The 26,172-nt window shown below is 45.0% G+C and carries 20 protein-coding genes; 7 read left to right on the plus strand and 13 right to left on the minus strand.

The window, feature by feature from the left end; translation table 11 throughout:
* Window positions 1–15: 15 nt before the first annotated feature.
* The 6 genes from LMJ53_RS05010 to LMJ53_RS05035 form a co-directional block, all read right to left on the minus strand.
* Window positions 16–684, minus strand: a complete 669-nt coding sequence (locus LMJ53_RS05010; RefSeq protein WP_229585082.1) for a response regulator transcription factor — start codon at window positions 682–684, stop codon at window positions 16–18.
* A 146-nt stretch (window positions 685–830) separates the two neighbouring features.
* Window positions 831–1,478 carry a tetratricopeptide repeat protein gene (locus LMJ53_RS05015; protein ID WP_229585083.1) on the minus strand — a complete coding sequence of 216 codons (648 nt, stop codon included), beginning with the start codon at window positions 1,476–1,478 and terminating at the stop codon, window positions 831–833.
* A complete protein-coding gene (locus LMJ53_RS05020; protein ID WP_229585084.1) occupies window positions 1,475–2,290 on the minus strand; it encodes an SDR family oxidoreductase in 816 nt (271 codons plus the stop codon). The genes LMJ53_RS05015 and LMJ53_RS05020 overlap by 4 nt, the downstream gene beginning before the upstream one ends.
* Window positions 2,287–2,961 carry a TenA family transcriptional regulator gene (locus LMJ53_RS05025; RefSeq protein ID WP_229585085.1) on the minus strand — a complete coding sequence of 225 codons (675 nt, stop codon included), beginning with the start codon at window positions 2,959–2,961 and terminating at the stop codon, window positions 2,287–2,289. Before LMJ53_RS05025 ends, LMJ53_RS05020 begins: the two co-directional genes overlap by 4 nt.
* A complete protein-coding gene (locus tag LMJ53_RS05030; protein ID WP_229585086.1) occupies window positions 2,948–4,480 on the minus strand; it encodes an AMP-binding protein in 1,533 nt (510 codons plus the stop codon). The genes LMJ53_RS05025 and LMJ53_RS05030 overlap by 14 nt, the downstream gene beginning before the upstream one ends.
* The gene (locus LMJ53_RS05035) at window positions 4,473–5,183 is read right to left on the minus strand and encodes a thermostable hemolysin (RefSeq protein WP_229585087.1); all 711 of its coding nucleotides are present in this window, start codon (window positions 5,181–5,183) and stop codon (window positions 4,473–4,475) included. The genes LMJ53_RS05030 and LMJ53_RS05035 overlap by 8 nt, the downstream gene beginning before the upstream one ends.
* Before the next feature lie 258 nt (window positions 5,184–5,441).
* On the opposite strand from LMJ53_RS05035, the gene LMJ53_RS05040 reads away from it, so the two are divergent.
* The 3 genes from LMJ53_RS05040 (at window position 5,442) to LMJ53_RS05050 (ending at window position 9,546) form a co-directional block, all read left to right on the plus strand.
* Window positions 5,442–6,812 carry a ribonuclease J gene (locus LMJ53_RS05040; RefSeq protein ID WP_229585088.1) on the plus strand — a complete coding sequence of 457 codons (1,371 nt, stop codon included), beginning with the start codon at window positions 5,442–5,444 and terminating at the stop codon, window positions 6,810–6,812.
* A gap of 202 nt (window positions 6,813–7,014) precedes the next feature.
* Window positions 7,015–8,142 (plus strand): N-acetylglucosamine-6-phosphate deacetylase, encoded by a 1,128-nt coding sequence (gene nagA, locus LMJ53_RS05045; protein WP_229585089.1) that lies wholly within the window; start codon window positions 7,015–7,017, stop codon window positions 8,140–8,142.
* A 75-nt stretch (window positions 8,143–8,217) separates the two neighbouring features.
* Window positions 8,218–9,546: a sugar MFS transporter gene (locus LMJ53_RS05050; protein ID WP_229585090.1), complete on the plus strand. Its 1,329-nt coding sequence runs from the start codon at window positions 8,218–8,220 to the stop codon at window positions 9,544–9,546.
* A gap of 13 nt (window positions 9,547–9,559) precedes the next feature.
* Here the strand turns inward: LMJ53_RS05050 and nagB are convergent, their stop codons facing one another.
* Both nagB and LMJ53_RS05060 read right to left on the minus strand, forming a co-directional pair.
* Window positions 9,560–10,357: a glucosamine-6-phosphate deaminase gene (nagB, locus tag LMJ53_RS05055; protein ID WP_229585091.1), complete on the minus strand. Its 798-nt coding sequence runs from the start codon at window positions 10,355–10,357 to the stop codon at window positions 9,560–9,562.
* Between the two features lie 87 nt (window positions 10,358–10,444).
* Window positions 10,445–11,191: a class I SAM-dependent DNA methyltransferase gene (locus LMJ53_RS05060; protein ID WP_267867445.1), complete on the minus strand. Its 747-nt coding sequence runs from the start codon at window positions 11,189–11,191 to the stop codon at window positions 10,445–10,447.
* A 207-nt stretch (window positions 11,192–11,398) separates the two neighbouring features.
* Here LMJ53_RS05060 and LMJ53_RS05065 point away from each other — a divergent pair, with 207 nt between their 5' ends.
* A complete protein-coding gene (locus tag LMJ53_RS05065) occupies window positions 11,399–13,510 on the plus strand; it encodes a hypothetical protein (protein WP_229585092.1) in 2,112 nt (703 codons plus the stop codon).
* 149 nt (window positions 13,511–13,659) lie between these two features.
* On the opposite strand, the gene prsR is transcribed toward LMJ53_RS05065, so the two are convergent.
* The 3 genes from prsR to LMJ53_RS05080 are packed head-to-tail and all read right to left on the minus strand — an operon-like array spanning window position 13,660 to window position 17,864.
* A complete protein-coding gene (gene prsR, locus LMJ53_RS05070) occupies window positions 13,660–15,021 on the minus strand; it encodes a PEP-CTERM-box response regulator transcription factor (RefSeq protein WP_229585093.1) in 1,362 nt (453 codons plus the stop codon).
* A 2-nt stretch (window positions 15,022–15,023) separates the two neighbouring features.
* The gene (prsK, locus tag LMJ53_RS05075) at window positions 15,024–17,087 is read right to left on the minus strand and encodes an XrtA/PEP-CTERM system histidine kinase PrsK (protein WP_229585094.1); all 2,064 of its coding nucleotides are present in this window, start codon (window positions 17,085–17,087) and stop codon (window positions 15,024–15,026) included.
* A gap of 15 nt (window positions 17,088–17,102) precedes the next feature.
* A complete protein-coding gene (locus tag LMJ53_RS05080; protein ID WP_229585095.1) occupies window positions 17,103–17,864 on the minus strand; it encodes a S1 family peptidase in 762 nt (253 codons plus the stop codon).
* A 314-nt stretch (window positions 17,865–18,178) separates the two neighbouring features.
* Between LMJ53_RS05080 and LMJ53_RS05085 the strand changes: the two genes are divergently transcribed.
* The 3 genes from LMJ53_RS05085 to LMJ53_RS05095 all read left to right on the plus strand — a co-directional run bounded on the left by LMJ53_RS05085 (window position 18,179) and on the right by LMJ53_RS05095 (window position 21,164).
* Window positions 18,179–19,036 (plus strand): PEP-CTERM/exosortase system-associated acyltransferase, encoded by an 858-nt coding sequence (locus LMJ53_RS05085; RefSeq protein ID WP_229585096.1) that lies wholly within the window; start codon window positions 18,179–18,181, stop codon window positions 19,034–19,036.
* A 25-nt stretch (window positions 19,037–19,061) separates the two neighbouring features.
* Complete coding sequence (locus tag LMJ53_RS05090; RefSeq protein ID WP_229585097.1) at window positions 19,062–19,916, plus strand: ThiF family adenylyltransferase; 855 nt, start codon at window positions 19,062–19,064, stop codon at window positions 19,914–19,916.
* A gap of 423 nt (window positions 19,917–20,339) precedes the next feature.
* Window positions 20,340–21,164: a PEP-CTERM sorting domain-containing protein gene (locus LMJ53_RS05095; protein ID WP_229585098.1), complete on the plus strand. Its 825-nt coding sequence runs from the start codon at window positions 20,340–20,342 to the stop codon at window positions 21,162–21,164.
* A gap of 668 nt (window positions 21,165–21,832) precedes the next feature.
* On the opposite strand, the gene prsT is transcribed toward LMJ53_RS05095, so the two are convergent.
* Both prsT and xrt read right to left on the minus strand, forming a co-directional pair.
* A complete protein-coding gene (gene prsT, locus LMJ53_RS05100; RefSeq protein ID WP_229585099.1) occupies window positions 21,833–24,583 on the minus strand; it encodes an XrtA/PEP-CTERM system TPR-repeat protein PrsT in 2,751 nt (916 codons plus the stop codon).
* 158 nt (window positions 24,584–24,741) lie between these two features.
* The gene (xrt, locus tag LMJ53_RS05105) at window positions 24,742–26,157 is read right to left on the minus strand and encodes an exosortase (RefSeq protein ID WP_229585100.1); all 1,416 of its coding nucleotides are present in this window, start codon (window positions 26,155–26,157) and stop codon (window positions 24,742–24,744) included.
* Window positions 26,158–26,172: the final 15 nt, after the last annotated feature.

The raw sequence follows: 26,172 nt of genomic DNA on the forward strand, positions 1-26,172 counted from the left end.
ATTAAGAGGGTTACATCACTCAGATAAATTGCTTGGTAATAAATAACCGACACCACGTACGGTTTTAATCAGCTCTGGCTGCAGTTTTTTGCGTAAGTTATGAATATGCACTTCAATGGCGTTACTTTCGTTATCACCATCCCAACCGACACTGAGCTCTTCTAGATGCTGGCGCGTTAAAATTTGATCTTTATGCTGCAAAAAATCTTGTAATAACAAAAACTCGCGGCGCGTTAAGTTAACCGCTTGCCCGGCAAAGTCGCAGCTATGATTGGCTAAATCTAACGATACTTTCCCTACCGTCAGTACATCGTGTCGCCGCGTGCTTTGCCGACGCATCAGCACACGGATCCGCGCTTCTAGCTCACGCACATCAAAGGGCTTAATCATATAATCATCAGCCCCGGCATTGAGTAAACTCAGTTTGGTTTCTAGCTGGTCTAAGGCGGTCAGCACCAGTACCGGTAAGGTATGCTTTTGTGAGCGTAATTTATCTAAAACGGTTTTAGAAAAGCCATCGGGTAAGCCTAAATCGAGAATAATTAAGTCAAATTCGCTATGATTAATCGCTTGTAATGCCTGGTTACCGGTTTGGCAGTGTTCCAATTGATAACCGGCTTTGCTTAGCGCCGTGACAATACCTTGCGCTAATAATTTATCATCTTCGACTAATAACAAACGCATCGGCTTGCTCCTGCTGCTGGCTAATTCTGCCAAGACATTCATATTATTCACTTAAGATAGGCTTAACGAGGTCTCGCTACAAGCAAGAACCCGTGCTTGCCGTTTTTATATTGGCGAATGAAACACACTATAAAACGCTTGGCGTGTTATTTAGCCTTTTTTTGTTGCGCGAGGCTTAAGGCTTGCTTTATTTCTTGGCGACGGCCGAGATCGGCTTGCTCACGACCCGGTCTATCCGGTGCGGCCAGCGCTTTTTCAAAGGCCGCTATGGCGGCTTGATAGTCTTTTTGTTGCAGTAAAAAATCACCGTAAAAATAGTTAGCATCAATACCGTTAGGGTTAACCGCTAGGCCTTTGAGTAAATATTCACGGGCTTTCTTATCGCTACCAAAGCCAACGGGCCAGCCAGGCACTTGATAATACAATGAGCCTAAGCTGGTATAAGCCGAGCCATCTAAGGCATTGGCATCCAGCTCAATCGCTTGTTCAAACAAGCTGCGCGCCGCTTTCACTTCACTGAGTGCAGATAAACCGCCCACGGCACCGGCATAGGTTGAGCGAATAATCCCTTCCCAAATAAGATAATTCGCATCATTGGCGTGTTCGGCACGGGCAGCGCTGGCTTCAGTTAATAACGCCTGATAAGCGCTTTCTTGCTGCTTACCGGTTTGTTGATATTTAATCTCGGCCCAACGCTGTTGCAGCTGTGGTAATTCAATGGCGTTACTGGTCGCGCTGAATAACAAGGCGCTGCTTAACAAGGTATTCACGAGTAAAGTTTGATAAGTGTTCATAAAGCCTCTCCTTTGGTCAGCGCTTGGCTGACGTTTTCTTTTGCAAAGCGTTTAATCACCGGTAATTGACCGATAATGGCGTTATCGACCACCCCCGGCAATACAGCATTGATGCGGATAAACAGTTTTTCTGGATAACCTAAATCTTGATCGTGCATGTGTTTCGCTTGCAGTTGCCGCAGGACTTGGCTGGCAACCCACTCTGGGCTATCGGCCTTGACCTTTAATTGCTGATTCATTTGCTGCATCGCCGCGCTGTTCATCTCGGTTTGGGTGGCGCGAGGCGCGATATGACAAATTTGACGTGGGCTATCGGCCCACTCACGGCGGAGTGCTTGAGCAAAACTGCGCAGGCCCGCCTTACTGGCACCATAGGCGGCAAAACCGGGATAACCGATGGCGCCTAAGCTTGAGCCAATATACAGTAAGCGCGCATCGGCACTTAATCGCGGCAATAAGCTTTGTGTTAGCTGCATTGGCGCCAGTAAATTGGTATTAATTAGCTGGCTTAGCTGCTCTGCACTTTGATCGCCCAGTAAAGCAAAGTGGTTAGTGCCGGCAGCAAACACCACGGCATCTAATGGCTCTGTGCCTAAGCGCTCTAGCAGGTGCTGTCGACCGGCGCTACTGGTAAGATCAGCGATGACAATATGCGCTGGCCGACTGAGTTTAGCGGCTAAGGCCTGAAGTGCCGCTGCGTTTCTACCGGTTAGCCAGAGTGTTGCTCCCGCTTGGTCCAGTTGTTGTGCTAAAGCCTGACCAATCCCGCCACTGGCACCGGTTAATAAGACGGCTTTAGCCTGCAATGTCATGCGGCCTCCTGCTGCGATGGCGCGTTTTCGATACTGCGAAAGATATTGCCATATAACTGATAAAATACTTTTGCAGCATGAATGATGGCAGCTTGATCAGCGCTATCGGTAATGGTATCCATTAATTTTTCAAAAAACGTCAGATGTTCAATATCCAAGCTGCCGTGTGAACGCAGATAACTAAAGGCTTTATTCGGTAAGCCCAATTGCTTTTGAATAATGTCTGCTGCTTGTGTGGCCAAATTAACACTGGTGCCCTCAAGTACTAATACCATACCGAAAAACGCTAACGGATTTTTGCGCAGCACGGTGTCGTAGGCATAAGCCACCATTAACTCGGTTGCTAGGCGGGGCTGGCCATGTCGTACGCTTTCTTTGTCCACACCACAGGCGGCAACATCGTTTAACACCCACTCTTGATGGCCTAATTCTTCCTCAATATATTCGGCAATGGCTTCGCGATAATATTCTTGGTCGCTACGCAGTCTGCTGCCAACGGCCATCAACAAGGGCACAGTATGCTTAACGTGGTGGTAGGCTTCGGTTAAAAACGCCTGATATTCAGCCAAATTAAAGCTTTGAGCCGCTAAACAGCGCTGGATCAGCGGTGCGGATAACAGGTATTGCCGCTCATTGCTGGTTTGTGCCATTAGTGTGTTAAAAAAACTCATAAGTTAACTCCTCTTTGGCAGCGACTGCCATAATAGTGGGAATAAGCGGATCGGGTTGTTGCTGATATAGCTGCTCAATAGCGGCTTGATACTGCTCAATAATCGGCTGGCGGCGCAGTCGGCCATTGGCGGTTAATTGCTGATTCGCTTGGGTAAATGGGGTGTTTATCACCAATACCGTTCGCAGGCGCGCATAATCAGGTAATTGCGTATTAAGTTGGCTTAATTGCTGTTGTAAAGTCTGTTTGCTGGCATTGGCGCGAAGTGTCAGCACCACACTTAACCAAGGCTTGGCATCTCCTAGCACCATCGCCTGAGCAATGGCGGGGCAACTTTGTAATTCGGCTTCGAGCCATTCTGGCGAAATATTTCGACCATAACTGCTGATCAGCAGATGTTTGCTGCGCCCTTGGATCACCAAATAGCCGTCTTCATCCAGATAACCCAGATCGCCGGTATCTAACCACGCCTCTGGATCGCGTGGCATCTCACCAAGGTAACCACTAAAAAGCTGGCCATTCACTTCAATATGGTGCTGACGCACACGCACAGCAACATGGGGCAGGGGTTTACCCGCACTGTTTTGACGTTGTTGCTGCGGTAAATTTAACGCGACCACAGAGCCCGCTTCCGATAAACCATAACCTTGAAAAATTGGTAACTTCAGCGCTGCCGCCTGAGTTAACAAAGCTTTGGCACAATGCGCACCGCCTACGGCGATAAAGCGAAAGGTGCGGCTTAGCTCAGGATGCTGCCGGCAGATCAGCAGTAACGCTTGTAACAGCTGCGGCGTTAAAATCAAACTGGCTGGCCGATATTGCAATAAGCTGGCAATAAAGGTCGGCAAATCTAAACCCGAGCTGCCAGCCAGGCCGGTTTTAGCGGCGCTAAGCATTAAAACACGCTGCCCTAAACGCAGCGGCAAATACACGCCTGCAACGTTTTCTAATAAAGTGGCCAACGGCAATAAGCAATAATGCAGCTGAGGCGCAGCGCTAAACTGCTCGGCTAAAGCCTGTTGTAAGCCATCGCAGGTGGCGGCTTGTTGTTGCCAGCTTAAGCATACGCCCTTCGGGGTTGAGGTAGTGCCCGAGGTAAAAGTAATTTTGCCACTGCTGATCGGCATGCTGGCAGCATGATGTTCGACTGGGTTAAGGCGCTTTGCCCATAAGCCGTCAATAACCGTTGGCTGACTTTGTTCAGTGGCTTGTGTTTGCAGTAATAATTCAACACCGGCTTCAGCCAACATAAATTGTTGCTGCTGAGCAGAGAAAAACACCGGTACAGGGATGGCAATTTTATTCGCTTGTGCCAATGCCAGATCGGCAATGACCCAGGCGATACTGTTATCACCACTGATCGCAATGCGTTGATACGGCGAGGCGACTAGCCACGCACTGAGGATCGATACTTGCAAAGCCAACTCATGATAACTGAGTTGCTGTTCGCCATCGTCTAAAGCGATGCGATCGGCAAATTGCAGCAACTGAGCATGCGACACGGGCACGGTATTAAGCATAAGAGTGCTCCAATAGGTTAAGTTCGGTACTGATCTGTGTAATTTGCTCGGAAAATAGCCGTTTGATCAGCTGATAGCGGGTCAGTTGTTGCGCACTGGCTATCGCCGGCAACGCATGCCCTGCCATAACGGTAGGTTGTTTTTGATAATAGCGGCCCCAGCCTGTGGGGTTGTCGGCTAATTTGCTCACATCGGCGGGGGCCAAAGCCAGCGGTTGATAATGCAATTTACTCAATAAGGACTGCACTTCACGGGTCGCGGTAAAGGCGATCCATTGGTAAGGCGATGCAGCGATCAGTTCACTTAACACCACCATCAATAACAAACTGCTGCCACTGCGACTGGCGACCAAATTACCCACTTCTAAAATATGTTGGCGTGGTATCTCAATTTGCTGTTGAGCACTTAATACCTGTTCAATCGGTGCCGGTAAATATTGCTCTAAAAACAAGGGTTGCGACGCGGCGGCAGTTAAACCCACCACGGCGGTTAATTGCCCGGCGCAGTGCAAGCTTAGTAGCACCGGCATAAAAAAATTGATGTCGGCTTGATGGTGCTGTCGAAATTGCTGTTGAATAAACTGTTCTATCTCAGCGCGATCGGCGCTGTGCCTTGTATGCAGTGTCAATTTACTGCTTTGCAGCGCCAAACAATCGCCAAAAAAAGGGCGGGGCAAAGCGTTAAGCGCAGCGAACTGAGTCATAAGGTGGCCTTAGTAAAGCAAACTGTGACCAATTTAAATGCCGAACCTTAAGACTTTATTAAGACAGCACCCAAGTAGGATCATTTAATACTGAAAGGTAAAAAATTAACGGGATTTAACAGCGATACCCATGAAAGCGAGCCATTTTCGTATATTTGACGTACCTAATGCTTTATGATTAGGCTTTTACAGCAGCTAAAGCAAAAAAAGTGATACTAGTGAGCACTTTAGCGCTAAGCAATTTTACACGAGGCTATTTTGACGCACGCAGCAGTGGCAGAGCGGTTACCCAGCGCCAAAGAATTATGGTTTTTACCACTGGGTGGCTGTGGTGAAATTGGCATGAACCTGAATTTATACGGTCATGACGGTCAATGGTTGATGGTCGATTGTGGTGTAACTTTTTACAACCCGCTGCAGCCTACCACGCAAACATTAACCGCTGAAGTGCAGGCTGCTGATCCTGCCTTTATTAGTCAGCAGCGCGAACGCCTTTGCGCCATTATTATTACGCATGCGCATGAAGATCATATTGGTGCCTTGCCGTATTTGTGGCCACGCTTGCAAGCGCCCGTGTATTGCACGCCCTTTGCCGCAGAGATTTTACGCCGCAAAATTGCTCGCTCGGGTTTATCAGCAGATATGCCCATTATTGAAATACCGCCCGGCGGCACCTGTCATTGTGGGCCTTTTGTGGTTAATTGGCTGAATATCACCCATTCTATTCCAGAGCCGCAGGCACTGCTGATCACCACTGCCGCCGGTAAAGTGTTTCATACCGCCGATTGGAAAATGGATGCGGCACCGATTTTAGGCCGAGCCTTTAAACCGCAAGTGTTTAAACGCTTAGCCAAGCAGGGCATTACTGCCATGGTGTGTGATTCAACCAATGCCTTAAAAAGTGGTTTTTCGTTATCTGAAACGGCCTGTTACCAAGCCTTATTAACGGTGATCCAACCGTTTAAACGCCGAGTGGTGGTGACCGGTTTTAGCAGTAATATCGGCCGTTTAATCAGCTTAGGGCGCATCGCCAAGCAAAGCGGCCGTTATTTGGCGCTATTTGGCCGTGCCATGGAGAACATGGTGGGCGCGGCGCGGCAATGTGGCTTTTGGCCAGAAGATATTCCACTGATTGCCAACGAGCATGTGGGCTTTTTACCGCCCGAAGAAGTGCTGGTGGTAGCGACCGGCAGTCAAGGCGAGCCTAAAGCCGCTTTAACTAAGTTAGCAGAAGATCGGCATCGGCAATTATTATTAGAGCCTGATGATTTGGTGATTTTCAGCGCTATGCTGATCCCCGGTAATGAAATGCTGATTTCTCGAATGGTCGATAAATTAAAAGCCAAAAAAGTGCAGGTGTTACAACAAGCCGATACCTTATTGCCCATCCATGTATCTGGGCATCCCAACCAAGGTGAGCTGGATCTCCTCTATCGTTATGTACAACCCGAGATTGCCGTGCCGGTGCACGGTGAAGCCGCGCATATGCAAGCAAATGCCCAAGTGGCGAAGCTCGCGGGAGTGCGCCAACAATTGCTTGGGCAAAATGGCGATTTATTTATCCTAGCGCCGCAGCGTCGTTGCGTAGCGGGTTTTGCCCATGCGGGTCGAGTGGCAATTAATAACTAAATATCATTTATTTGTTTGTGTCTTAAACCAAGATAAACGGGCCATACCGCAACCACAAAGGTCAAGCTGCTTTTGTGTTTTGTTATACTTCACAAAAAAGCCATTGCACTGTGGCTAACACAGCGTTATTTTGCGCTATCAGCTTGTGCTAGAGGCCTAATTTAACCTTGATGCCGCAAACTCTCAGTCAAAAGGAAGCACAATGCAGCGCGTAGCGGTGGCTCAATTATTCGACGGTGCAAATTGGCATCATAATGTAGAAGTGCTGTTAGCGCAGGGGCGGATCAGTCAGATCCAAGCGGCGAGTGGTCAGGTGTTAGCCGGGATGTTAGTGCCAGGCTTTATCGATTTGCAGGTTAACGGCGGTGGCGGCGCTTTATTTAATACCGCGCCTACCAGCGAAACTTTGCACACCATGGTACAAGCGCATGCTCAGTTTGGTACTACCGCTATGCTACCGACGGTGATCACCGACAGTTTAAACGTGATGCAACAGGCCGCTACGACCATTGCTGCCGCGCTAAGCCAGCAACAAGCCGGCATTTTGGGCGTCCATTTTGAAGGGCCTCATTTATCGGTGCCGAAAAAAGGCGTGCATCCGCAGCAACATATTCGTGCTTTAACGGCCGCTGAGCTGGCGCTTTATCAGCGTTCAGATTTAGGATGTCGTTTACTCACCGTGGCTCCTGAAAATGTCTCTCCAGAACAAATTCAAGCATTAAAAGCCAGCGGTAGCCATGTTTGGCTCGGCCATTCTAATGCCGATGCCGCCACGGTGCAACAGGCACTGCAAGCCGGGGCCAATGGCTTTACCCATTTATACAATGCGATGTCAGCCTTTACTTCGCGCCAACCAGGTATGGTGGGCGTAGCACTAACGGATGCCGATAGTTGGTGTGGCATTATTCTCGACGGCTTACATATCGATGCCATTGCCGCAAAACTGGCGTTATTAGCCAAGCCGATGGGTAAAGTGGTGTTAGTCACCGATGCGATGTCGCCGGTGGGCACGACCGAAAGAGAATTTGCTTTTTTTGACGGTGTAGTGCGCCGCGAAGGCAATAAGCTGACCAATGAAGCGGGCGCGTTAGCCGGTTCCGTATTAGATATGGCATCGGCGGTGCGTTATGCCGTGACAACATTGGGTGTGGCATTGGATGAAGCGCTGCGCATGGCGTCGCTTTATCCGGCGCAAGCGCTGGGGATCGAGCAGCAATATGGTCATTTGCTGCCAGGTTATCGGGCCGATTTCACCTTACTGAATGACGATTTAGAGGTAGAAGGCTGCTGGATCGCGGGGCAGGCTCATTATTTAAAAACTAAAAACTAAAAACTAAAAACTAAAAACTAAAAACTAAAAACTAAAAACTAAAAACTAACCTTTATACAGCTGGCAGGAAATATGATGGATAAGTCTTTGCGCGCACCCTCGACCGTTTCAACGCTAGGCCCAATGTTGATTATCGGCATCTTGTTCTTTGTGTTTGGTTTTGTCACCTGGCTTAATGGTGCGCTGATCCCCTTTTTACAAATTATTTGTCAGCTAAACGAGTTTCAAGCCTTTTTTGTTACCACCGCTTTTTATATTGCCTACACGGTAATGGCCTTACCCATGTCATTTTTATTAAATCTATTGGGTTATAAAAAGAGTATGTTGGCGGGCTTACTGATTATGGCCGTTGGCGCTTTATTATTTATTCCTGCGGCACAAAGCGCCTGGTATCCGTTATTTTTATTCGCGTTATTTACCCTGGGTACCGGCTTAACCATTTTACAAACGGCAACAAACCCTTATATCGTTTGTATTGGCCCACGTGAAAGTGCCGCTATGCGCATCAGTATTATGGGTATTGTTAACAAGGCCGCCGGTATTATTGTGCCCTTTGTGTTTGCCTCTATGGTGCTGAGTAATATCGATCAGTTCTCTGCCGAAGCCTTGGCTAAATTGTCTGAGGTAGAACAGCAAGTGCAATTGGCTACGTTATCAGAGCGCTTAGTGCTGCCTTATCTTTATATGACGGGCGCATTACTGCTATTAGCGTTCTTTATCGGTTTTGCCCCCTTACCTGAATTACCCGCCAGCGAGACCGCGACTCAGCGCGACAGCAATCATTTACGTGCAGTATTGGCTAAGCCACAGTTGGTATTTGGGGTGCTGGCATTGTTTTGTTATGTCGGGGTAGAGGTGATTGCCGGTGATACCATTGCACTTTATGGTAAGCATTTAGCGGTTGGGCATTTCGGTGTGTTAACGTCTTATACCATGAGTTTTATGGTGCTGGGCTATGTGCTAGGCGTGGTATTGATCCCACGCTGGTTAAGTCAAGCTCGCGCTTTACAAATCTCAGCATTAAGCGGAATTGGCTTTAGTTTGGGGGTGATCTTTGCTTCAACTGATAGCCAGTGGTTATCGAGCGTGCTGATTGGCTGGTTAGGTTTTGCCACCGTGCCTGACTCAGTAATGTTTTTAGCCTTGTTAGGTTTAGCCAATGCGTTAGTCTGGCCAGCCGTGTGGCCTCTGGCTTTAGAAGGTTTAGGTAAATTAACGGCGACAGGCTCAGCGCTATTGATTATGGGCATCGCGGGTGGGGCGGTGTTGCCGTTAACTTATGGTTACTTGGCGGAGCAAAGTGGCAGTAACCAACAAGCGTATTGGTTATTACTGCCTTGTTATGTGTTTATCTTATTTTATGCCTTTAAAGGCCATAAGTGGCGACAGTGGGCCGCCGGTTAACGGATGCTGGCCATTAAGGCTGTCGCTGAAATCGCTGATATAACGCCGCGGTTTCTTTGGCTATATGCCGATAAAATGCTTGGTGCTGTAGCGCTGAGGCCGCTGCTTCATCAACCACAATAATGGCTTGTGGGTGGAGTTGTAAGGCGGAAGCGGGGCAAACTGCACTCAGCGGCCCCTCAACTAAAGCCTGCACGGCTGGCGCTTTCGCACTGCCAGTGGCAAGTAGCATAATCTTCTTTGCTTCTAAAATCGTGCCAATACCCATCGTGATCGACAAATGCGGTTGATACTCGTTTGCTTTAAAAAAACGCGCATTGTCGGCAATGGTTTGTGCGGTTAACGTTTTAATTCGAGTGCGCGACTGTAATGAGGACGTCGGTTCATTAAAGCCAATATGACCATTACGGCCCAGCCCTAATAACTGCACATCAATACCGCCTGCCGACAGAATAAGCTGCTCATAATCCATGCAGGCTTGCCAAGGATCCGCCGCTGCGCCCAGCGGCACATGCGTATGTTCAGGGTTTATATCGATATGCGCAAACAACTGTTGCTGCATAAAAGCACGATAACTTTGCGGGTGTTCGGGCGCTAAACCGAGGTATTCATCTAGGTTGAAGGTTTTAACCTGAGCAAAGGATAATTCTGCAGCCTGATAAGCCGCAATGAGGCGTTGATATAATGCCAACGGTGTCGAGCCGGTAGCTAAACCTAACACTGAGTTAGGTTTTTTGGTTATCTGCTGTTTAAACAGCTTGGCGCCATAGTCAGCTACGGCGGCGCCATCCGCTAAAATCACCACTTGCATGGCGGTATTCCTAAAAAACATTAAGGTGATTAATGTAGCAGGTTTTGACTAGGGCTTGTTGACGTTTGTAAGACCGTTTCGACCGTTTTAGCGCTTCACACACACAAACAGCGCATTACCGCTTTGCGTGTCCCAGGGTTGGATGCGTTGATAATCATGCTCTAACACATGCACTTCAAAATAAGGTGCAAGCAGCGCCAGTAATTCAGTAAAACTCACGGCCACCATGGTATGGCTGTCTTGCCATTGCTCGGTGTGCCCTTCGGTTTCTCGGCTGATCTGTAAATTAAGGGCTTGTTGCTCACCTTGCCCAGAGTAATACCACGACGAGGCAAAGGTAAAACGACTTTGCTGATACTCACTGCTATGTGAAGCGGATAATTGATTGCTTATGCGATCTTTATCAACCGCATTAAAACAAAACACACCGCCAGGGCGTAATGCTTGGCTTACGTGACGTAAGCAGCTTTGTAAACCGGCTAGGCTGGCGCTGTAATGAATGGAGTAAAGTAAACAAGTGATCAAATCGACTGGCTCGGCCAGCTGAAAGTGACACAGATCTTGTTGCATAAACTGCGCATCTGGGCAACGAATAGCCGCCAGATCGAGCATTGGCTGATTCAAATCTAACCCGGTACACTGATAACCCTGTTGCAGCAAATGCCAAATGTGCGGCGCGGTGCCACAGGCCAAATCCACATGCTGCTTGCCACCATTACCAAATAACCCGGCAATCCGCGCGATAGCTTGGCTTTGCTGTTGATAATTAATATCGGCACAAAGCACATCGTAATAGGCCGATAAATCTGTGTAGAGCGCATTGGACGAAATCATTGATCGCCGCCTCGGCAAGAAAAGGTGGCGCATAATATAGTAGTTTTGCTGTTTGGCAAAGTGATGAAGTGCTTAAATACTGCACAAAAATGCTTATGATATAAATGCTGAAATACTTTATTAGAGCAAGGCTGTTTTTTTATTAGCAAAAACAAGCAGAGTCACTTATGCTTTTTTATGCATATTATCTATACAAGGAAAGGTATTTTGACTAACACCACCACTTCACATCAATGGCGTTTTTTCCGCTCAGGCGGCTTTGACCAAGTCTCCATTGAAACCGCCGCCGATTTACTTCACTTAGGCGAACTTAATCCAAAACTTTGGACCGTACTGAATTGCCCGACTACGGGCTTAGAGTTTGATGAGCGCACTTTGGCGCTGATGGACAATGATGGCGATGGCCAGATTCGTGTGCCTGAAATTCTTAGCGCAGTAAGCTGGAGTTGTCAGCGATTAACTGATGCCAGTGTTATGTTTGCTCAGCCTGGTTTACCGCTCGCCAGCATTTCTAAAGCGGATGCTGAAGGCGAGGGCATTTATCATGCCGCCGAAAAAGTCATGGCCTATTTGCAAATCCCGGCAGACCAGCCGATTCAGGTTACGGACTTAACCAACACCAGCCAATTGTTTTCACCCAATCACTACAATGGTGACGGTGTCATCATGCCAGAGTTAACGCCTGATGCAGCACTACAACAATGTATTGCTGAGATCATCAATACACAAGGTGGCGTGGCCGATCGCAGTGGTGGCATGGGCGTAACACAGGATACCGTCACCAGCTTTTGGGCACAGCTACAAGCCGTGCAAGACTGGCATGCGGCCTATGCCAATGAACAAGGTTTACTGTGCCCGCTAGCAGAAAACACCGCGGCGGCCGTTGCGGTATTTGAGCAAGTGCAAGCGAAAATTGACGACTACTTTGTGCGTTGCCAACTTGCCGCCTTTGATGGCCGTGCCCGTGATAATTTAAACCCGTTAACGTCTATGTACGACGGCCTAGCCAATCGGGTTATTGCCGAGCAAGACAGTGATATTGCTTCATTACCCTTATCTGAAATTGCAGCAGATCGGGCTTTACCTTTAGTAGATGGCATTAACCCCGCATGGCAAACACAAATTGCTGCGTTAACCAGCAGCGTATTACAACCTTTGTTAGGTGACGATTACGCTGAATTAAACCACGCCGATTGGCGCAAGGTATCCGCTCAACTGGCGGCTTGGCGTAATTGGCAAGCCGCGCGCCCGGCTACTGCGGTGCATGACTTAGGTTTAGATCGCATTAACGAACTACTAGCCAGTGATTTTAAAGCGCAATTAGAACAACTCATCGCCGATGATTTAGCCGCGAGTACCTTTGCCGATAACCTATTAGCGCTGGAAAAGCTAACGCGTTATCAACAAAACCTCGTGACCTTACTGCGCAACTTCGTGACTTTTAGCGATTTTTATCACGGCGATTCAAAAGCGATTTTCCAAGCGGGTACGCTTTACTTGGATCAACGTAGCTGTGAATTAGTTATGCGCGTAGCCGATCCAGCGCGACATGCCTCTATGGCACCTTTTAGCGGCTGTTATTTGGTGTACTGCACCTGTGTGCGCCAAGGTGAAAAACCCATCAATATTGTTGCGGCACTGACTAACGGTGACGTTGATGAACTCATGGTGCCAGGCCGTAACGGTATTTTCTATGATCGCCAGGGCCGAGATTGGCGTGCCAGTGTCACCAAGGTGGTGGCGCAACCGGTCAGTATTCCGCAAGCGTTTTGGTCGCCGTATCGCCGTATGGCGGCTTTTATTGAATCGCAAGTGCAAAAATTTGCTGCCTCGCGTGATAAAGATATCGAAAGCAAAACCAATAGCAGCGCTGCTTCACCTACTGCGGTGGCCAGTAGCTTTGATATTGCGAAGTTTGCCGGTATCTTTGCGGCTATCGGTTTAGCCTTAGGCGCTTTAGGTACCGCTTTAGCTGCGGTGGTTGCCGGTTTGTTCTCGTTAGTATGGTGGCAAGTGCCGATAGTGTTGGCGGCTGTGATGTTACTGATTTCAACACCATCGATGATTTTGGCCTATCTAACATTGCGTCGGCGTAATGTGGGGCCACTACTGGATGCTAACGGCTGGGCGGTGAACACCCGCGCGAAAATCAATGTACCCTTTGGTGCAGCCTTAACGGGTGTCGCGAAACTCCCCGCTGGCGCGAAACGCAGCTTGAATGATCCCTATGCAGAAAAACGCAGCCCATGGCGTTTACCGATACTGTTGCTGTGCTTAGCCGGAGCAGCTTGGTTAGGTTGGTGGCATTTCTTTAGTTAATACGTGAAATGGGTTGAAATCGGGTTTGATTACCGAGCTACCCAAAAAAATCCCCCGAAGCCTTAATGACTGCGGGGGATTTTTTATTACGGTGTCACTACACATAACGCAACGGTTGAAAACTTGAGCCACAAAAAAGAGGTACTGTTTTAAGTTTCTGTATCCGTGCTGCGTAAATCGTACATTTTATACTTTTCAATTAAGGAATACAGTGTGGGGCGAGTAATACCTAATAGATCGGCAGCCTTAGATAAGTTACCTTCGGTCATCATATGGGCTTGGCGGATCGCTTGAGTTTCAACTTCTTCACGCATTTGCCGTAAAGTTTGCATCTTAATTTTGCCATTAGGGGCCACTAAGCCTAAATCTTCGGCATCAATTTGCTTTGACTCTGCCATGATCACTGCAGACTTCACTTTGTTCTGCAATTCACGAATATTGCCAGGCCAACTATGCGATAGCATGGCCTTGGTTGCCTGCTCAGAAAAGCCTTGCACATTAGAATGGTATTCTTCATTAAAGCGCTGCAATAACGCTTTAGCAATTAAAATAATATCGTGACCACGGCTACGCAGTGGTGGGATGCGCAGGATGATTTCACTCACTCGATAAAAGAGATCTTCGCGGAAGGTTTGTTGGCTGACCATCTCTTGTAAATCGCGGTGCGTAGCACAAATAACCCTTACATCCACTTCAATTTCACTGCGGCCACCAACACGTTCAATTACCCGCTCTTGCAAAAAACGCAGCATTTTAGCTTGTAAGCTTAAAGGCATATCGCCAATTTCATCCAGCAGCAAGGTACCGCCGTTAGCACATTCAATTTTACCAAGCGTGGTTTTAGCTGCGCCGGTAAAAGCGCCTTTTTCATAGCCAAACAGTTCGCTTTCTAACAGGTTTTCTGGAATAGAGGCACAGTTAATGGCAATAAAGGGTTTATCGGCGCGAGGGCTTTGCTTATGTATGGCGCGTGCAAACACTTCTTTACCGGTGCCGCTTTCACCCAGTAGCAGCGTGGTAATTTCAGTGGGGGCTATTTTTTCAACCACACGGCAAGCTTTGATCATGGCGTCGCTGTTGCCTAAAATATCCGTCTGTTGCTGCGAGTTGTTTTTTAGCGCTTTGTTTTCTTGTTCTAGCTCAGTAAGCTTAAAGGCGCGTTGTAAAATGATATTAAGCACATCGGCATCAATCGGTTTTTGATAGTAATCATAGGCGCCCAGGGCAATAGCTTGTAACGCATGGCTATTATCGGTACTACCGGTTAACACAATCACCTTGGTATCCGGTGCGCTGCTTAAAATCTCAGACAAACACGCCAAGCCTTCAGTGGCATTGGTCGGATCGGGCGGTAAGCCTAAATCAAGGGTAACAACCGAGGGCTCGTAGCGTCTAAGGTGTGTCATGGCTTGTTGCCGATCACCAGCAAAAACCAATTCGTAATCACTTAGGCTCCACTTTAATTGTTTTTGGATACCGAGATCGTCTTCAATTACCAATACAGTGTTCATGGCTATAACGTTCCTTGTGCTAAGAGGTAAGTGGTTTCTTCTTCGGATATTTCTGATTGTAAAGGAAGATGGATACTAAAAGTAGTTCCTTCACCTACGGTGCTACTGACTTTAATTGAACCACCCGCTTGCTCAATAAAGACTTGTGCATCGTACACGCCAATGCCCATGCCTGCATTGCCTTTTGTCGTGTCAAAAGGTTTAAACAACCGATGTTCAATAAAATCAGCGCTCATACCACAGCCAGTATCGCAAATATTCAGTAACAAATCGGTCGATGTTGTTTGCATATACACCTTTATGCTTCCGGTAGACGGTGTGGCATGCTGGGCATTATCTAATAAGTGAAACATTACATTCGCAAAGCGGTGTTGGTCTAACATTAGCTGACAATCTTGCCGAACAATCAACTCTGGTTGTGGTGATTTTACCGCACAGCGTTGCTCAATAACTTGGCTGATTATTTCTGCTACCGAGAAGCTGCGCTGCGGTCGTTCTTTTGATTGCTTAGTGGTCAGTTGCAACAGCATATTATCTAAGCGTTGTTGCATAGATTCTAAGGTGCTGAAGGTATCATCAATAAATTCAGGGTTGTGCCGGTGCTTTTGGGCATTGCGTAAGGTTAAATCTAACTGTGCCTTTACGTTTTTTAAATCGTGCACTACAAAAGCTGACATGCGGCTAAAGGCAATAAACTGAGCATTTTCGCTCAGTTTATCACTGTGCTGCATCAGTAACAGCAGGGTAGCAATTTGCTCCGATACCACAGACAGATAATCTCGCAGCTCCCAGTTTAATTGCAGCTTTTGCTCGTTACCTGCCTGCATAATACATACGCCCCAAAGGCCTGCTTTAGTGCGAATAGGCAACAGCAATTGCAGTTTTAATTGATCTTTCGATAAATCAGCTGTTAATGCCCCTTGCGGCTCGGTTAAATCAATCTGCCAGTTTTGGTTGGCGTACTGACTTTGATAACGCTGAAGTAATGTTATCTCAGCTTCAGTTAACGTTGCGCGGCCATGCAGTGCGAGCATTTTTAACTCACCTTGCGGTCGATATTGCACAATGGCACCTTGGCCGTAATTAATGCTTTGTAACCATACTTGGAGAATTTTTTGATGGCGATCGACATGGCTAATATCGATCTGTTTTAAGCCACTGGTTAGTGCCAACCACTTTTCACGATAATCGAAACTATTGGCAAAAAAATGTTTTTCAATAAATACTTTTAAGCGCCTGCGGATAGTGCCAGATAACACCAGCAGTAGCATCAAAGCAAAACCGAGCACAATAAAACTGGTTTGCAGTAACTCAGACCAACTACCGCCAATGTAGCGCAAATAAAAGCCTGTAATGGCCAGTAACAGCAGGTAGACCCCTGCGGCCATCACTAAAGTGCTTTGTAAAACAATATCTCGTGAAATATAGACATTAATGCCCCATGCCTCGATGCGCCGAATAGCGATAACTAAAAACGGGATCATCAACGTAAAAATAAAGCCACGAGCTTGCCAAAGGTGTGAGTCTATTCGGGCAAATAACGCCGATTCCGCAAGCAATACAAAATCAAACAGTATGCATACCGCTAAGGCGATCAGCAGGGGTTTAAACTGCCAGCGTTGTTGCACATTCGTTTTACGGTAAATCGCTTCTAAAATAGCCAGTTGCAATATAGCAATAAGTAAATTACCCACATAAATAAGATGCTGACTCATCCAGTGGTTTAAGCCAACGGCCGTCCACAGTACAAAGCCGAGTAGAGTAGCGATAACCGATTTATTGAAAAAAAAGTTTTGCCAATCTCCGTGATGTTTAAGTGCGGCAATTAAGAACAGTGATAACAGCAGATTGCGACTATTTTCTACAAGGTAAGAGCCGGAATTAACGTAGGGTAGTTGCAATGACCACGCATAATAACCCGCCCACACCACACTAACGACGCTAAAAGCAAACAATAAGCCACGCTGAACCGAGTTACTTTTAGTAGTTAATATCAATAACGCAAAGATTAAATAGCTTATCGCCGCGATGCCAAAGCCTAGTTGTTCTGCAGAAATGTCGATCACGTTGGATAACTCTTATCAGTTAGATTTTAATTGTTGAATATATTTGGCAGGAATAGCGTAACTGATGCCACTGGGATCGGATAACACAGATTCTTTACTGGCTTTGATATAGGTTTGGTTAATAACGCCAATGACCTCACCGTTAGCCGCATTATACAGCGGGCTGCCGCTGTTGCCGGGATATGCCACCGCGTCAAGCTGGTAAATTAAGTAAGGTTGGCGCAGCTGCCGTAAAGCGGCTGCATGTAGTTGGCTGGCTTGATCAGCCGGGATAATAATGGGCGAATGTGCCGCGATAATGCCTCGGTGGGTTGCTGGATAAAGCCCTAACACACTGGTAATAGGATAACCGGTGAATGCAATTTCAAGCCCTTCCGGTGCCAGTTCGCTTTGGCTACTTAATGTAACAGCGGGTAATTGGTTGTCGATGCTTAACAATGCCAGATCATGCTCAGGTGCCAAGCGGCGCGAGGTGATCTGGTGTTGTTTGACTTGCTGCACCGAGCCCGATAACACCACATATGTCTCCATTTTACTTTCATCTAAGCCGCGGCTGACTACGTGATAATTGGTGACCACTAGATTACCTGGGCTAATAACAAAGCCTGTACCCACTAACTGTATCCGTGGTGAGGCGGTCGGGTTATATATGCCTATCGCTACCACCGAAGGTTTTATTTTTTTAATAACGTCAACTAACTGTGCATTGCTCATCGAAGAAAATAAAGCCAATATACAAAGTAAAAAAAATCGGTACAAATGCATCTTAATTACCATCAGTATTATCCTTAATTGAGCTAATATTATCTTACTATGCTAATTTTTGCCTGGCAGAGCTAGGAAAAAACGCTGTTTCTACACCATACTACAAAAGAGAGACGATAAAATTAATTTTGCGTTTGCAGCCGCATAACTCACTCAAGAAATATTGTTTAACGCTAAATTAATTGTTGCTGCTTATAGATGGCTGATTTATAAGGTAGGTATATAGGCAAGTAAAATTCCATAGCAAGGTAAAGTGATCGACATAGCCTAGATGATTGCTTTGCGCGTTGCTAAGCAGCGAATTGAGATTGTAAATAGAGGATATAATGAAAAAAATCAGCAGCTTTGCAGATAATCCGGTTATTGGGGGCGTAGTAAAAAAAGCGATATCTTCGCTCGCCAGTAAAGATGCTAAAAATATATCTGAGCATTTTTCTCACTATTTACAGCCAACCATTGCTAATAGCCATGCCTTAAGAGAAGAAGTTTACCGTTTACGGCACCAAGTTTATTGTGAAGAATTACAATTTGAACAAACCAATTCCGTACACCAAGAAAAAGATGATTTTGATGAACACGCTATTCATTGTTTTGTTAGACACTTATCTTCAAAGCAACTCGCAGGAACCGTGCGCTTAATATACTCTCGCCAGCCAGAAGAATTATTACCTATCGAAAAATATTGCGCGCATGCCATTACTGATAAACATATTTTCCCAGGGCGTTTTGCCCGAGAAGAGATCTGTGAAATATCTCGCTTAGCGGTACCCGCCGCATTTCGAAAACGGGCGGTCGATAACTTTGCGGGCGCGGCTACGGGTGCCATTGATCACACTACGTTTTCAGCCACAGAATTACGCTGCTTCCCTTATATTGCCATTTGTTTGTATATGTCTGCTGCTGCGATGTCTTATAAAACCAAACGCTATTATGGTTTTGTGATGATGGAGCCTCGCTTAGCAAAAAGTTTAAGTTACGTAGGGATTAAATTTCATCAACTCGGCGATGCGGTCGAATATCACGGTTTACGCGCAGCTTATTTTATCGATTCACGTGAATTACGTAAGACACTAAGTGGTGGCTATCAATCATTATTAAAATCGGTAGAACACGAGTTATTTGGTGAGTTATCAGAAGAAATGTTGTTAGAACCCAATGAACGCTTACTAGGCTGGAGTCTTTAAGCTATTCGTTTAACAAGGAAAGGGTATGTTTGATTATAACCGCGCGTTTTCTCGTAATCTCGGTTGGGTTACAGAAACCGAGCAACAACAGCTCAAACACTTCAAAGTGGCGATTGCTGGGTTAGGCGGGGTAGGTGGTGAGCATTTACTCACATTATGTCGTTTGGGGGTGCAACGTTTCAGTTTGGCTGATTTTGATCAGTTCGATGTGCATAATTTTAACCGACAGGCCGGTGCTAACATCCACACTATTGATGAAGATAAATTAGCTGTGATGGCGAGAATGGCCGCCGAAATTAATCCAGATGCTGAATTAACGTGTTTTGAGCAAGGGGTAACGGCTGAAAATGTAGATGCATTCTTGGCTGGTGCCGATATTTACGTTGATAGCTTAGATTTTTTTGCTTTAGATGCCCGCAAATTGGTTTTTAAACGCTGTGAAGAGCTCGGCATACCCGTTGTTACGGCAGCACCTTTAGGTATGGGCTGCGCTTTTTTAAGCTTTATGCCAGGTAAAATGAGCTTTGAACAATACTTTTGTTTTGAAAACCACAGCCGTGAAGAACAACTCCTACGTTTTTTAGTTGGCGTATCGCCCGCAATGTTACAACGCGATTACTTGGTTGATGACAGCCGCGTTAATTTTCGAGAAGAGCGGGGCCCTTCAACTGCCATGGCGGTTAAATTGTGCTCCGGTATTGCTATTACCAACACTTTAAAAATCTTGTTAAAACGTGGGCCAGTTATCAGTGCTCCTTCTGGATTGCATTTTGATGCTTACCGCAATAAATTTGCCAAAACATGGCGGCCTTTTGGTAATAAAGGTTTGCTGCCGCGCATTATGTTGTTTATCGCCCGCCGTATCGTTCTGAAAAAATAAGAGCGAAAGTCACCGATAATTAAACGCTGCTAAATGCCGCTACTGCGCGGCGTTTAGCAGAACGATGTAGCCCCAAAAAACCATTTTAAACATCGCTGTGTTAGCGTTTAGTCTTACAGACAATACCGTATTTTGTATTATTAGTTCGAACTCTGGGTTAGCAAAAATGGATAAACAGCTTTATTGTTGTTGAAGAAGGCTTATTACTTTTTGCTCTGAAAAATCGCTCATTTAACCAGCAATATCGACTTAACTGCTTTGAGAAAATCTCTCAGAACGGCTGTTTTTGTCAGGATAATTTACAGATTTTGTTTTGATTTTAAGCTGGATTTTTTAAGTTATTGTTTATATTTGCTTTTTATTTTTGGCACGCGTTGTGCATTAACTAGGAAGAGTTACTTACTTTTTTGAAAGGAACAAAAAATGAAAAAGTTCACAGTTTTAGCAACCGTAATGGCTGCAGGTTTATTTGCTAGTAATGCACAAGCTGCAAAAATTAGTATCGATGCTTCATCAATTGTTGGCCCAGGTGCTAGCATGACTGGTTTATTTGAATCTATGACTTTAGGTTCATTCAATCCTTTATCGATTTACACGCCTTCAAATCCAGGTCTTGGTATTCAGAATGGTGATGTAGTTAAAGACGTTGGTTCAACGAACGTAATAGCACTAAATCCTTTATTTTTAGCTTCTACTACAGGTGGTTTTAATTCTGTTTGGACAATGAAAGTTAGTTGGAATTTATCAGGTACAGCTGTTGTTCTTCCAACAGCACCTAACACCTTTTTAGGTACTTTTGACAGCGGCTTAGTTTCATTTTCGATCTGTTCAATTGCAACTTCAGCTTGTAGTAATGTAATGGATATTGGTATAACAGGTTCTACTGCATCTACTATAACGAATGGTAAAGTTGGTATTGGCATTACAGGTCAAGTTTTATCAGTAGCTGATAACGTATTTTATGATTACAACGGTGATTTTTTTGAGCAAATAGTAAACAATGAAATTATTTTTGCTCTTGCTACCAGCGATATCTCTGGTTTACAAAATCAACCTACTGCTGCTGCTTGTAAAAACTCTAATGGTACATTTAAAGCAGGAGCGGTTGCTGGTGACCTATGTCGCACAACTACTTTAACTTCTGTTGATGTAGCTTTCGTTCCAGAACCAGCTTCATTAGCTATCTTAGGCTTAGGCTTAATGGGCATGGGTTTCTCAGCTCGTCGTAAAAACAAAGATACTGCATAATATCTTTAATTAGATGATAAAAATCCGGCACAGGTTGCCGGATTTTTTTATATATGTTTCTTAATAATAAAAACAGCTTACGGTATGCATTTTTCGTTGCACCTTTACTAATTTGCTTTGTTAAATTCTTATCTTAATGCCGTTTTAATTTCTTATTCACGCCATAATATACAATCACTTAAGTTGTAATCTTATTTAAGCGCCTGCCTTAATACCTTTAGTTAAATCACTAAACCAGCGTCTTGATCTAGTATGCTTAGAGCTTTAGCCATGACGATTTAGCCATCGCACAATCTCTATTTAATGACATCGTTTCTTTGGTTTCAATGTTTAGCTAACTAAACTGATATTTCCTAAAGCAGTTTTGCTTTGAGTTAAAATAATGGGTTCGTAAATATACTTGCTTGTAACGAAGGGTATTACCGTTGAAGTGTAAGAAAACTTAGATAAGTTGCTGGCATTGGAAAGCTTATTCTTAAATATCGAAAGAAAGGCTATAAGCAACAACGTGGCTGAGCAAAACTAGTTATTTGTTAAACCTGTTTAAGCGCTTATGTGTAGTTTAGGAACGAAAGCTTAGAGACAACAACAAAAAAGGCACCGAAACAAACCTTTAACAAACCTTTGATGAGGTGAGTATTACGGTGCCTTTTTGTTTAATAATAGTGTTAATTAGTTATTTTACGTTGTAACTCAGCTTTTTTGTCTTGGTATTCTGGTGCATCACTCACCGTTCTGAGCACGCTGCTAGCTTTCGTCATTTTATTGTCAGCAATTAATGCCTCTACATAATGTAGTTGAACATCAGTGGCATCGGGTCGAATAGCTAAAGACTTTTCAAACTGGCCGACAGCAGCGGCATAGTCTTTTTTCCGCAGCAGTAACAAACCAAAGGTATCCAGAATATCAGGATGGTTTGGTGCCATTTGTAGGGCTTGCTTAACTAGAGGTTCAGCTTTAGCAAACTGATTACGCTCTATCAGTAACCACGCATAGTTATTTAATGTTACTAAGTTGGGGGCATCTTGAACAATTTCTGCAAATAACGACATGGCTTGATCTGCGTCTTGCTCAATTAACAAATTAGCTTTGAAGGTAATTAACCCATTATCACGGCCATGTACTTCAGTGTGTTTATCAATAAAAGCAATAGCCTCATTTACTGAGGTTTTGGCAATTTCATCTACTAGATACACAGCTGTCAGTGCAGTAGGGTTAGCGGCATAACTGGCTTTTAAAGCGCTGCTTGCCTCTTTAGGTTGCGAGGTTGACATATACAACTGAGCCAAAATGTATTGCACTTCGCCTGATTTTTTTAATTCTTCAGGTAGCGTATTAATTCGGCTAATGGCTTGGGTGTAGCGTTTCAACTCACTTAGCAAGCGAATTTGTGCCAATTGCAAACGCGGGTTGTCAGGATAACTAACAGATAAAGTGTTTATGATATCCAGTGCTTTATTGAACTCTTTATTCGAGGTAAGTGCATTGGCATATGAAAACGCCGCTTGCGGATTTTTTTCGTTTTTACGATACCATTTCTCAGCCAATTGCAGCGCCAATGTTTGTTTACCGGTATTTTGATGTGCATCAATTAATAATAAATAATGCAGTGGCGGTAAATTAGGTAGCTCTGCATCAATAGCACTCAGTAATTCTGCCGTTTTATCAAACTGTTGGTTATCAGTATAGATCTGAGCCATTAACAAGCGAAGTGCAAAGTTTTGCGTATTCGCCGTATAGATCTGTTCTATTTTTTGTTTGGCTTTATTTTGGCCATCTTTGCCACGGTTGATACTGTAGTAAAACTCTAAAGCAGGCAGGTAGGTTGGTGTTGCCACAATAACTTGCTCAATACGTTTTGTTGCAGCGCTAAGGTCTTGTTTTTGAGATAATAATACGGCTTGAATATATCCTACAAAGGGGTTATCCGGTGTTTCGGCAGCAGCCAATGTATTAAATTCATTCGCTTTTTCAAAGTCACCTTGTAGCAAGGCCACATACGACTTGATATTAAAAGCCGCGGTCCGCGTTTTAGGATCCGCTTGCCATTGCTCGGTTAAGCGATCTATTTCAGCAAAACGTTTTTCTTCTATATATGCGGTGATCAGCCGCATGCGAGCATCATCCATGGCAGGATCGAGCTGTAAGGCTTTTTCTAAATCTTCAATAGCGCCAGGGCGTTGACCTTCGATATTTAATCGAATGCTGGCTAAGGTAGCTAAGCTGGATGAGTCTTGACTGTGATTATTCTGATAGTTTTGTAGTAGTAAATCAGCTGATTTGTCATTGCCTTGCCGAAGAAGTTGAAATGCGGTTTGCGCTAATAACTCTATATTTTGCTCTTCAACCGGTAAACTGCTTAATATTTCTGCGGCACGCTCACCTTGACCAGCATTAAGTTGTAATACAGCATATAAACGTTGCGCAGCCGGGAAACGTTGCAGCTCGCTTGCAATAGGCTCTAGCATATTTAATGCTTGTGCATTTTGATTTAATCTAGCAGCTGACATGGCTGCAATAATGCGGCTTTCTGGAATTGTCATACCAAAGCGTACGGCGTTTTCACTGAATTGCTTAGCCAGTTCTAATTCACCTTTTTCATACTTAATGATACTCAGTAAATGGTTGGCATAAGGTTGCTGCGGAAATTGTTTTAGCAAAGCATCGAGCTGTGGCTCGGCTTTGGTAAAGTCCTGCATCCGCACATAGGTTTGCGCAAGCAGCAATTTTGCCAAAGTAGCGGTGGGCACTTTTTTCACATAGTGCTCAAATGCAGCGGCCGCCTCCGCATCTTGCTGCTGCGAGGCATAAAGTTTGGCTTTAAAATACATGCTCTCATCAAATAATGGGCTGTCTGCTGTAATAGTTTCTATTGCAGCAAACGCTTCATCATATTGACGCTTTGATGCTGTAACATTCGCTTTAGCAAAAGCCGCCGCATCAGCTTGTGATGATGTACTGAGAGCCTCGAACAAACTAAAGGCTGCGGGCGCATCACTCATACTTATCAAGGACAACGCGCGGTAAGTATCCAATAGTGCACTGTCGGCTACACTGAGCGCTGTACCCGCTAAATCAAAATTTGCAGCCTGTTCAAAGTTATTATTAAGGTAATAGCTTTTTACTAAGAGTGGCGCAATATCTGCTATCGGTGTGCCATATTGCAAAGCACGCTCAAACTCACGTTCTGCGGTTACACTATCACCACTTTTTAGCATTGTTTCCGCTAATGCCGCGCGCAAACGGGCATCTTCAGGGGCTTGTTGAATCGCCGAGCGCAGTTCAATGGCTGCCGCGGCATACTGCGCTTGGTTAATAAAATCTTGGGCTGCATTGTAGTGTTCATCAGGTGTCTTCTTACTACAGGCGGCTAACACGGCTAAAAACACTAAGCTGGTGACAAGTTTTGGGGTTTTCATTTTACACTCCTTCGAGAAAGCGAAATCGTAAGCTTTGTCAGTGACAACGATATAACACACTGACAAACACTTTTGCTGTTTGAGGATATTGCTCATCCAGCGCTTATTTAATTTGAAACAACTGGCGCTTAAATAACCAAGCCGTTGTAAATTGGTGTTTAAAGTATGGCTTTGATGCGTTCTTTGTCTAATGTACAGTTTGGGCTAGAACATGGTGTAAAGTACCAATGTAAGTCCGATGCACGTTTTAATACCAGCGCCTGTTTCAATCGTGCCATTCGATATTGCCCCTCAGAGGTAATTCGGTTATCACCAAGTTGATACCAATATAATACCAATGCTTCCCTACCAAAGGGATCTTGCAAGCGGCGCCATTGGCCTAAACTGCTGTACTCTGTGGCAATCTGTTTCCAGCCTTGAGGAATAACATCGTTTAAATAATAATTAGGGTTACGGCTGGCCTCGGTGCCACTAAACATAAAGTGTCGATAGACAATCTGCTCAGCGTTTTCAGAGTAGGTGCGACTAGTTTGTTGTTCAATAGTGACGATTACAGGGCTTGGGCTAGAGAGAGTTAGCGGTTGCTCAGGTATTTCAGTGGGTTGTGCTGCAATGTTGTAAAGCAGTTGTCCCGAACTGGTTAAGTTTAAAGTTGTCGTTGAAAACACCAATAATACCGCTAATACCGTAACGCTAGTTGGTAACTTAATAGATGATGTTTCAAGCTTAGCGTTGATTGTTTCTGGTTGGGTTTTATCGAGAAAACCGCCAACGTAAAACAGTAGCATAATGAACGGGATATAAAGAAACCAGCCAAACATATTATGATCAGCGATAATTTCGCTTTGCATATCGGTGAAGTGGCCAATTAAGATTAAACCGACAATACGCAGCCAATTGGTAATAAGCGAACCTAAGATAGCAATCGTAAAAAATAGTAAAACACTGCGAGTGCGTTTCAAGTGTAAATAAGAAAATATCACGCTTAGCGCTAACGACACCACAAAATAGCGTAAGCCACTGCAGCCATCGGCAATTTCAAAAATACCCGCCGGTATGTGCACCATATTGCCCTCTACAAAAGTAGGGATGGTGGTAAAACGCATAATAAAACTTACTGCAGCAACAGAAATATCCTGCAATATACCGTTTATACTGCCCCAAATGGGGGTAATAAACCAAAGCAGCGCCGTAGGTACAATAATCGCCAAAGTAAACCTAAAGTAGCTAAGCAGTGCCAGCAAAATGACCATTGGCCACAACACACGGCTTAGCACATTTTGTTGTGCAAATTGCAGCCACATATAACCGAATAAAGCCAAAATAAATAAAGCAAAAAAGATTAGGTTGGTTTTAGGGGATAACTGCTGGTTTTGCCAAGCTTGCCAATAAAAAAAGGCAATAACAAACGGCAGTAAATAGGCGTGAGAATAAGTACCGTCATCAAAACTAAAAGATCTGAGATCGACGATAACTGCAGGGTTAGCAGCTAAAAAAACGAAGTAAACAGCAGTAATAAACAATAACGGCCAGTAGCGGGCGATGCCATTTTGAGATGTATCCACATTTTTCACAATATTAATCCTTTA

The organism is Rheinheimera sp. UJ51 (genome assembly GCF_020819615.1).
Lineage (GTDB): Bacteria > Pseudomonadota > Gammaproteobacteria > Enterobacterales > Alteromonadaceae > Alishewanella > Alishewanella maricola.

What these genes read in the sequence shown, in the direction of transcription:
- LMJ53_RS05035 (WP_229585087.1), bottom strand. Translation starts at nt 5,183, where the DNA reads ATGACTCAGTTCGCTGCGCTTAACGCTTTGCCCCGCCCTTTTTTTGGC.
- LMJ53_RS05015 (WP_229585083.1), bottom strand. Translation starts at nt 1,478, where the DNA reads ATGAACACTTATCAAACTTTACTCGTGAATACCTTGTTAAGCAGCGCC.
- LMJ53_RS05020 (WP_229585084.1), bottom strand. Translation starts at nt 2,290, where the DNA reads ATGACATTGCAGGCTAAAGCCGTCTTATTAACCGGTGCCAGTGGCGGG.
- LMJ53_RS05060 (WP_267867445.1), bottom strand. Translation starts at nt 11,191, where the DNA reads ATGATTTCGTCCAATGCGCTCTACACAGATTTATCGGCCTATTACGAT.
- LMJ53_RS05025 (WP_229585085.1), bottom strand. Translation starts at nt 2,961, where the DNA reads ATGAGTTTTTTTAACACACTAATGGCACAAACCAGCAATGAGCGGCAA.
- LMJ53_RS05030 (WP_229585086.1), bottom strand. Translation starts at nt 4,480, where the DNA reads ATGCTTAATACCGTGCCCGTGTCGCATGCTCAGTTGCTGCAATTTGCC.
- LMJ53_RS05090 (WP_229585097.1), top strand. Translation starts at nt 19,062, where the DNA reads ATGTTTGATTATAACCGCGCGTTTTCTCGTAATCTCGGTTGGGTTACA.
- nagA (WP_229585089.1), top strand. Translation starts at nt 7,015, where the DNA reads ATGCAGCGCGTAGCGGTGGCTCAATTATTCGACGGTGCAAATTGGCAT.
- prsT (WP_229585099.1), bottom strand. Translation starts at nt 24,583, where the DNA reads ATGAAAACCCCAAAACTTGTCACCAGCTTAGTGTTTTTAGCCGTGTTA.
- LMJ53_RS05080 (WP_229585095.1), bottom strand. Translation starts at nt 17,864, where the DNA reads ATGGTAATTAAGATGCATTTGTACCGATTTTTTTTACTTTGTATATTG.
- LMJ53_RS05095 (WP_229585098.1), top strand. Translation starts at nt 20,340, where the DNA reads ATGAAAAAGTTCACAGTTTTAGCAACCGTAATGGCTGCAGGTTTATTT.
- LMJ53_RS05010 (WP_229585082.1), bottom strand. Translation starts at nt 684, where the DNA reads ATGCGTTTGTTATTAGTCGAAGATGATAAATTATTAGCGCAAGGTATT.
- nagB (WP_229585091.1), bottom strand. Translation starts at nt 10,357, where the DNA reads ATGCAAGTGGTGATTTTAGCGGATGGCGCCGCCGTAGCTGACTATGGC.
- LMJ53_RS05050 (WP_229585090.1), top strand. Translation starts at nt 8,218, where the DNA reads ATGGATAAGTCTTTGCGCGCACCCTCGACCGTTTCAACGCTAGGCCCA.
- prsR (WP_229585093.1), bottom strand. Translation starts at nt 15,021, where the DNA reads ATGAACACTGTATTGGTAATTGAAGACGATCTCGGTATCCAAAAACAA.
- LMJ53_RS05085 (WP_229585096.1), top strand. Translation starts at nt 18,179, where the DNA reads ATGAAAAAAATCAGCAGCTTTGCAGATAATCCGGTTATTGGGGGCGTA.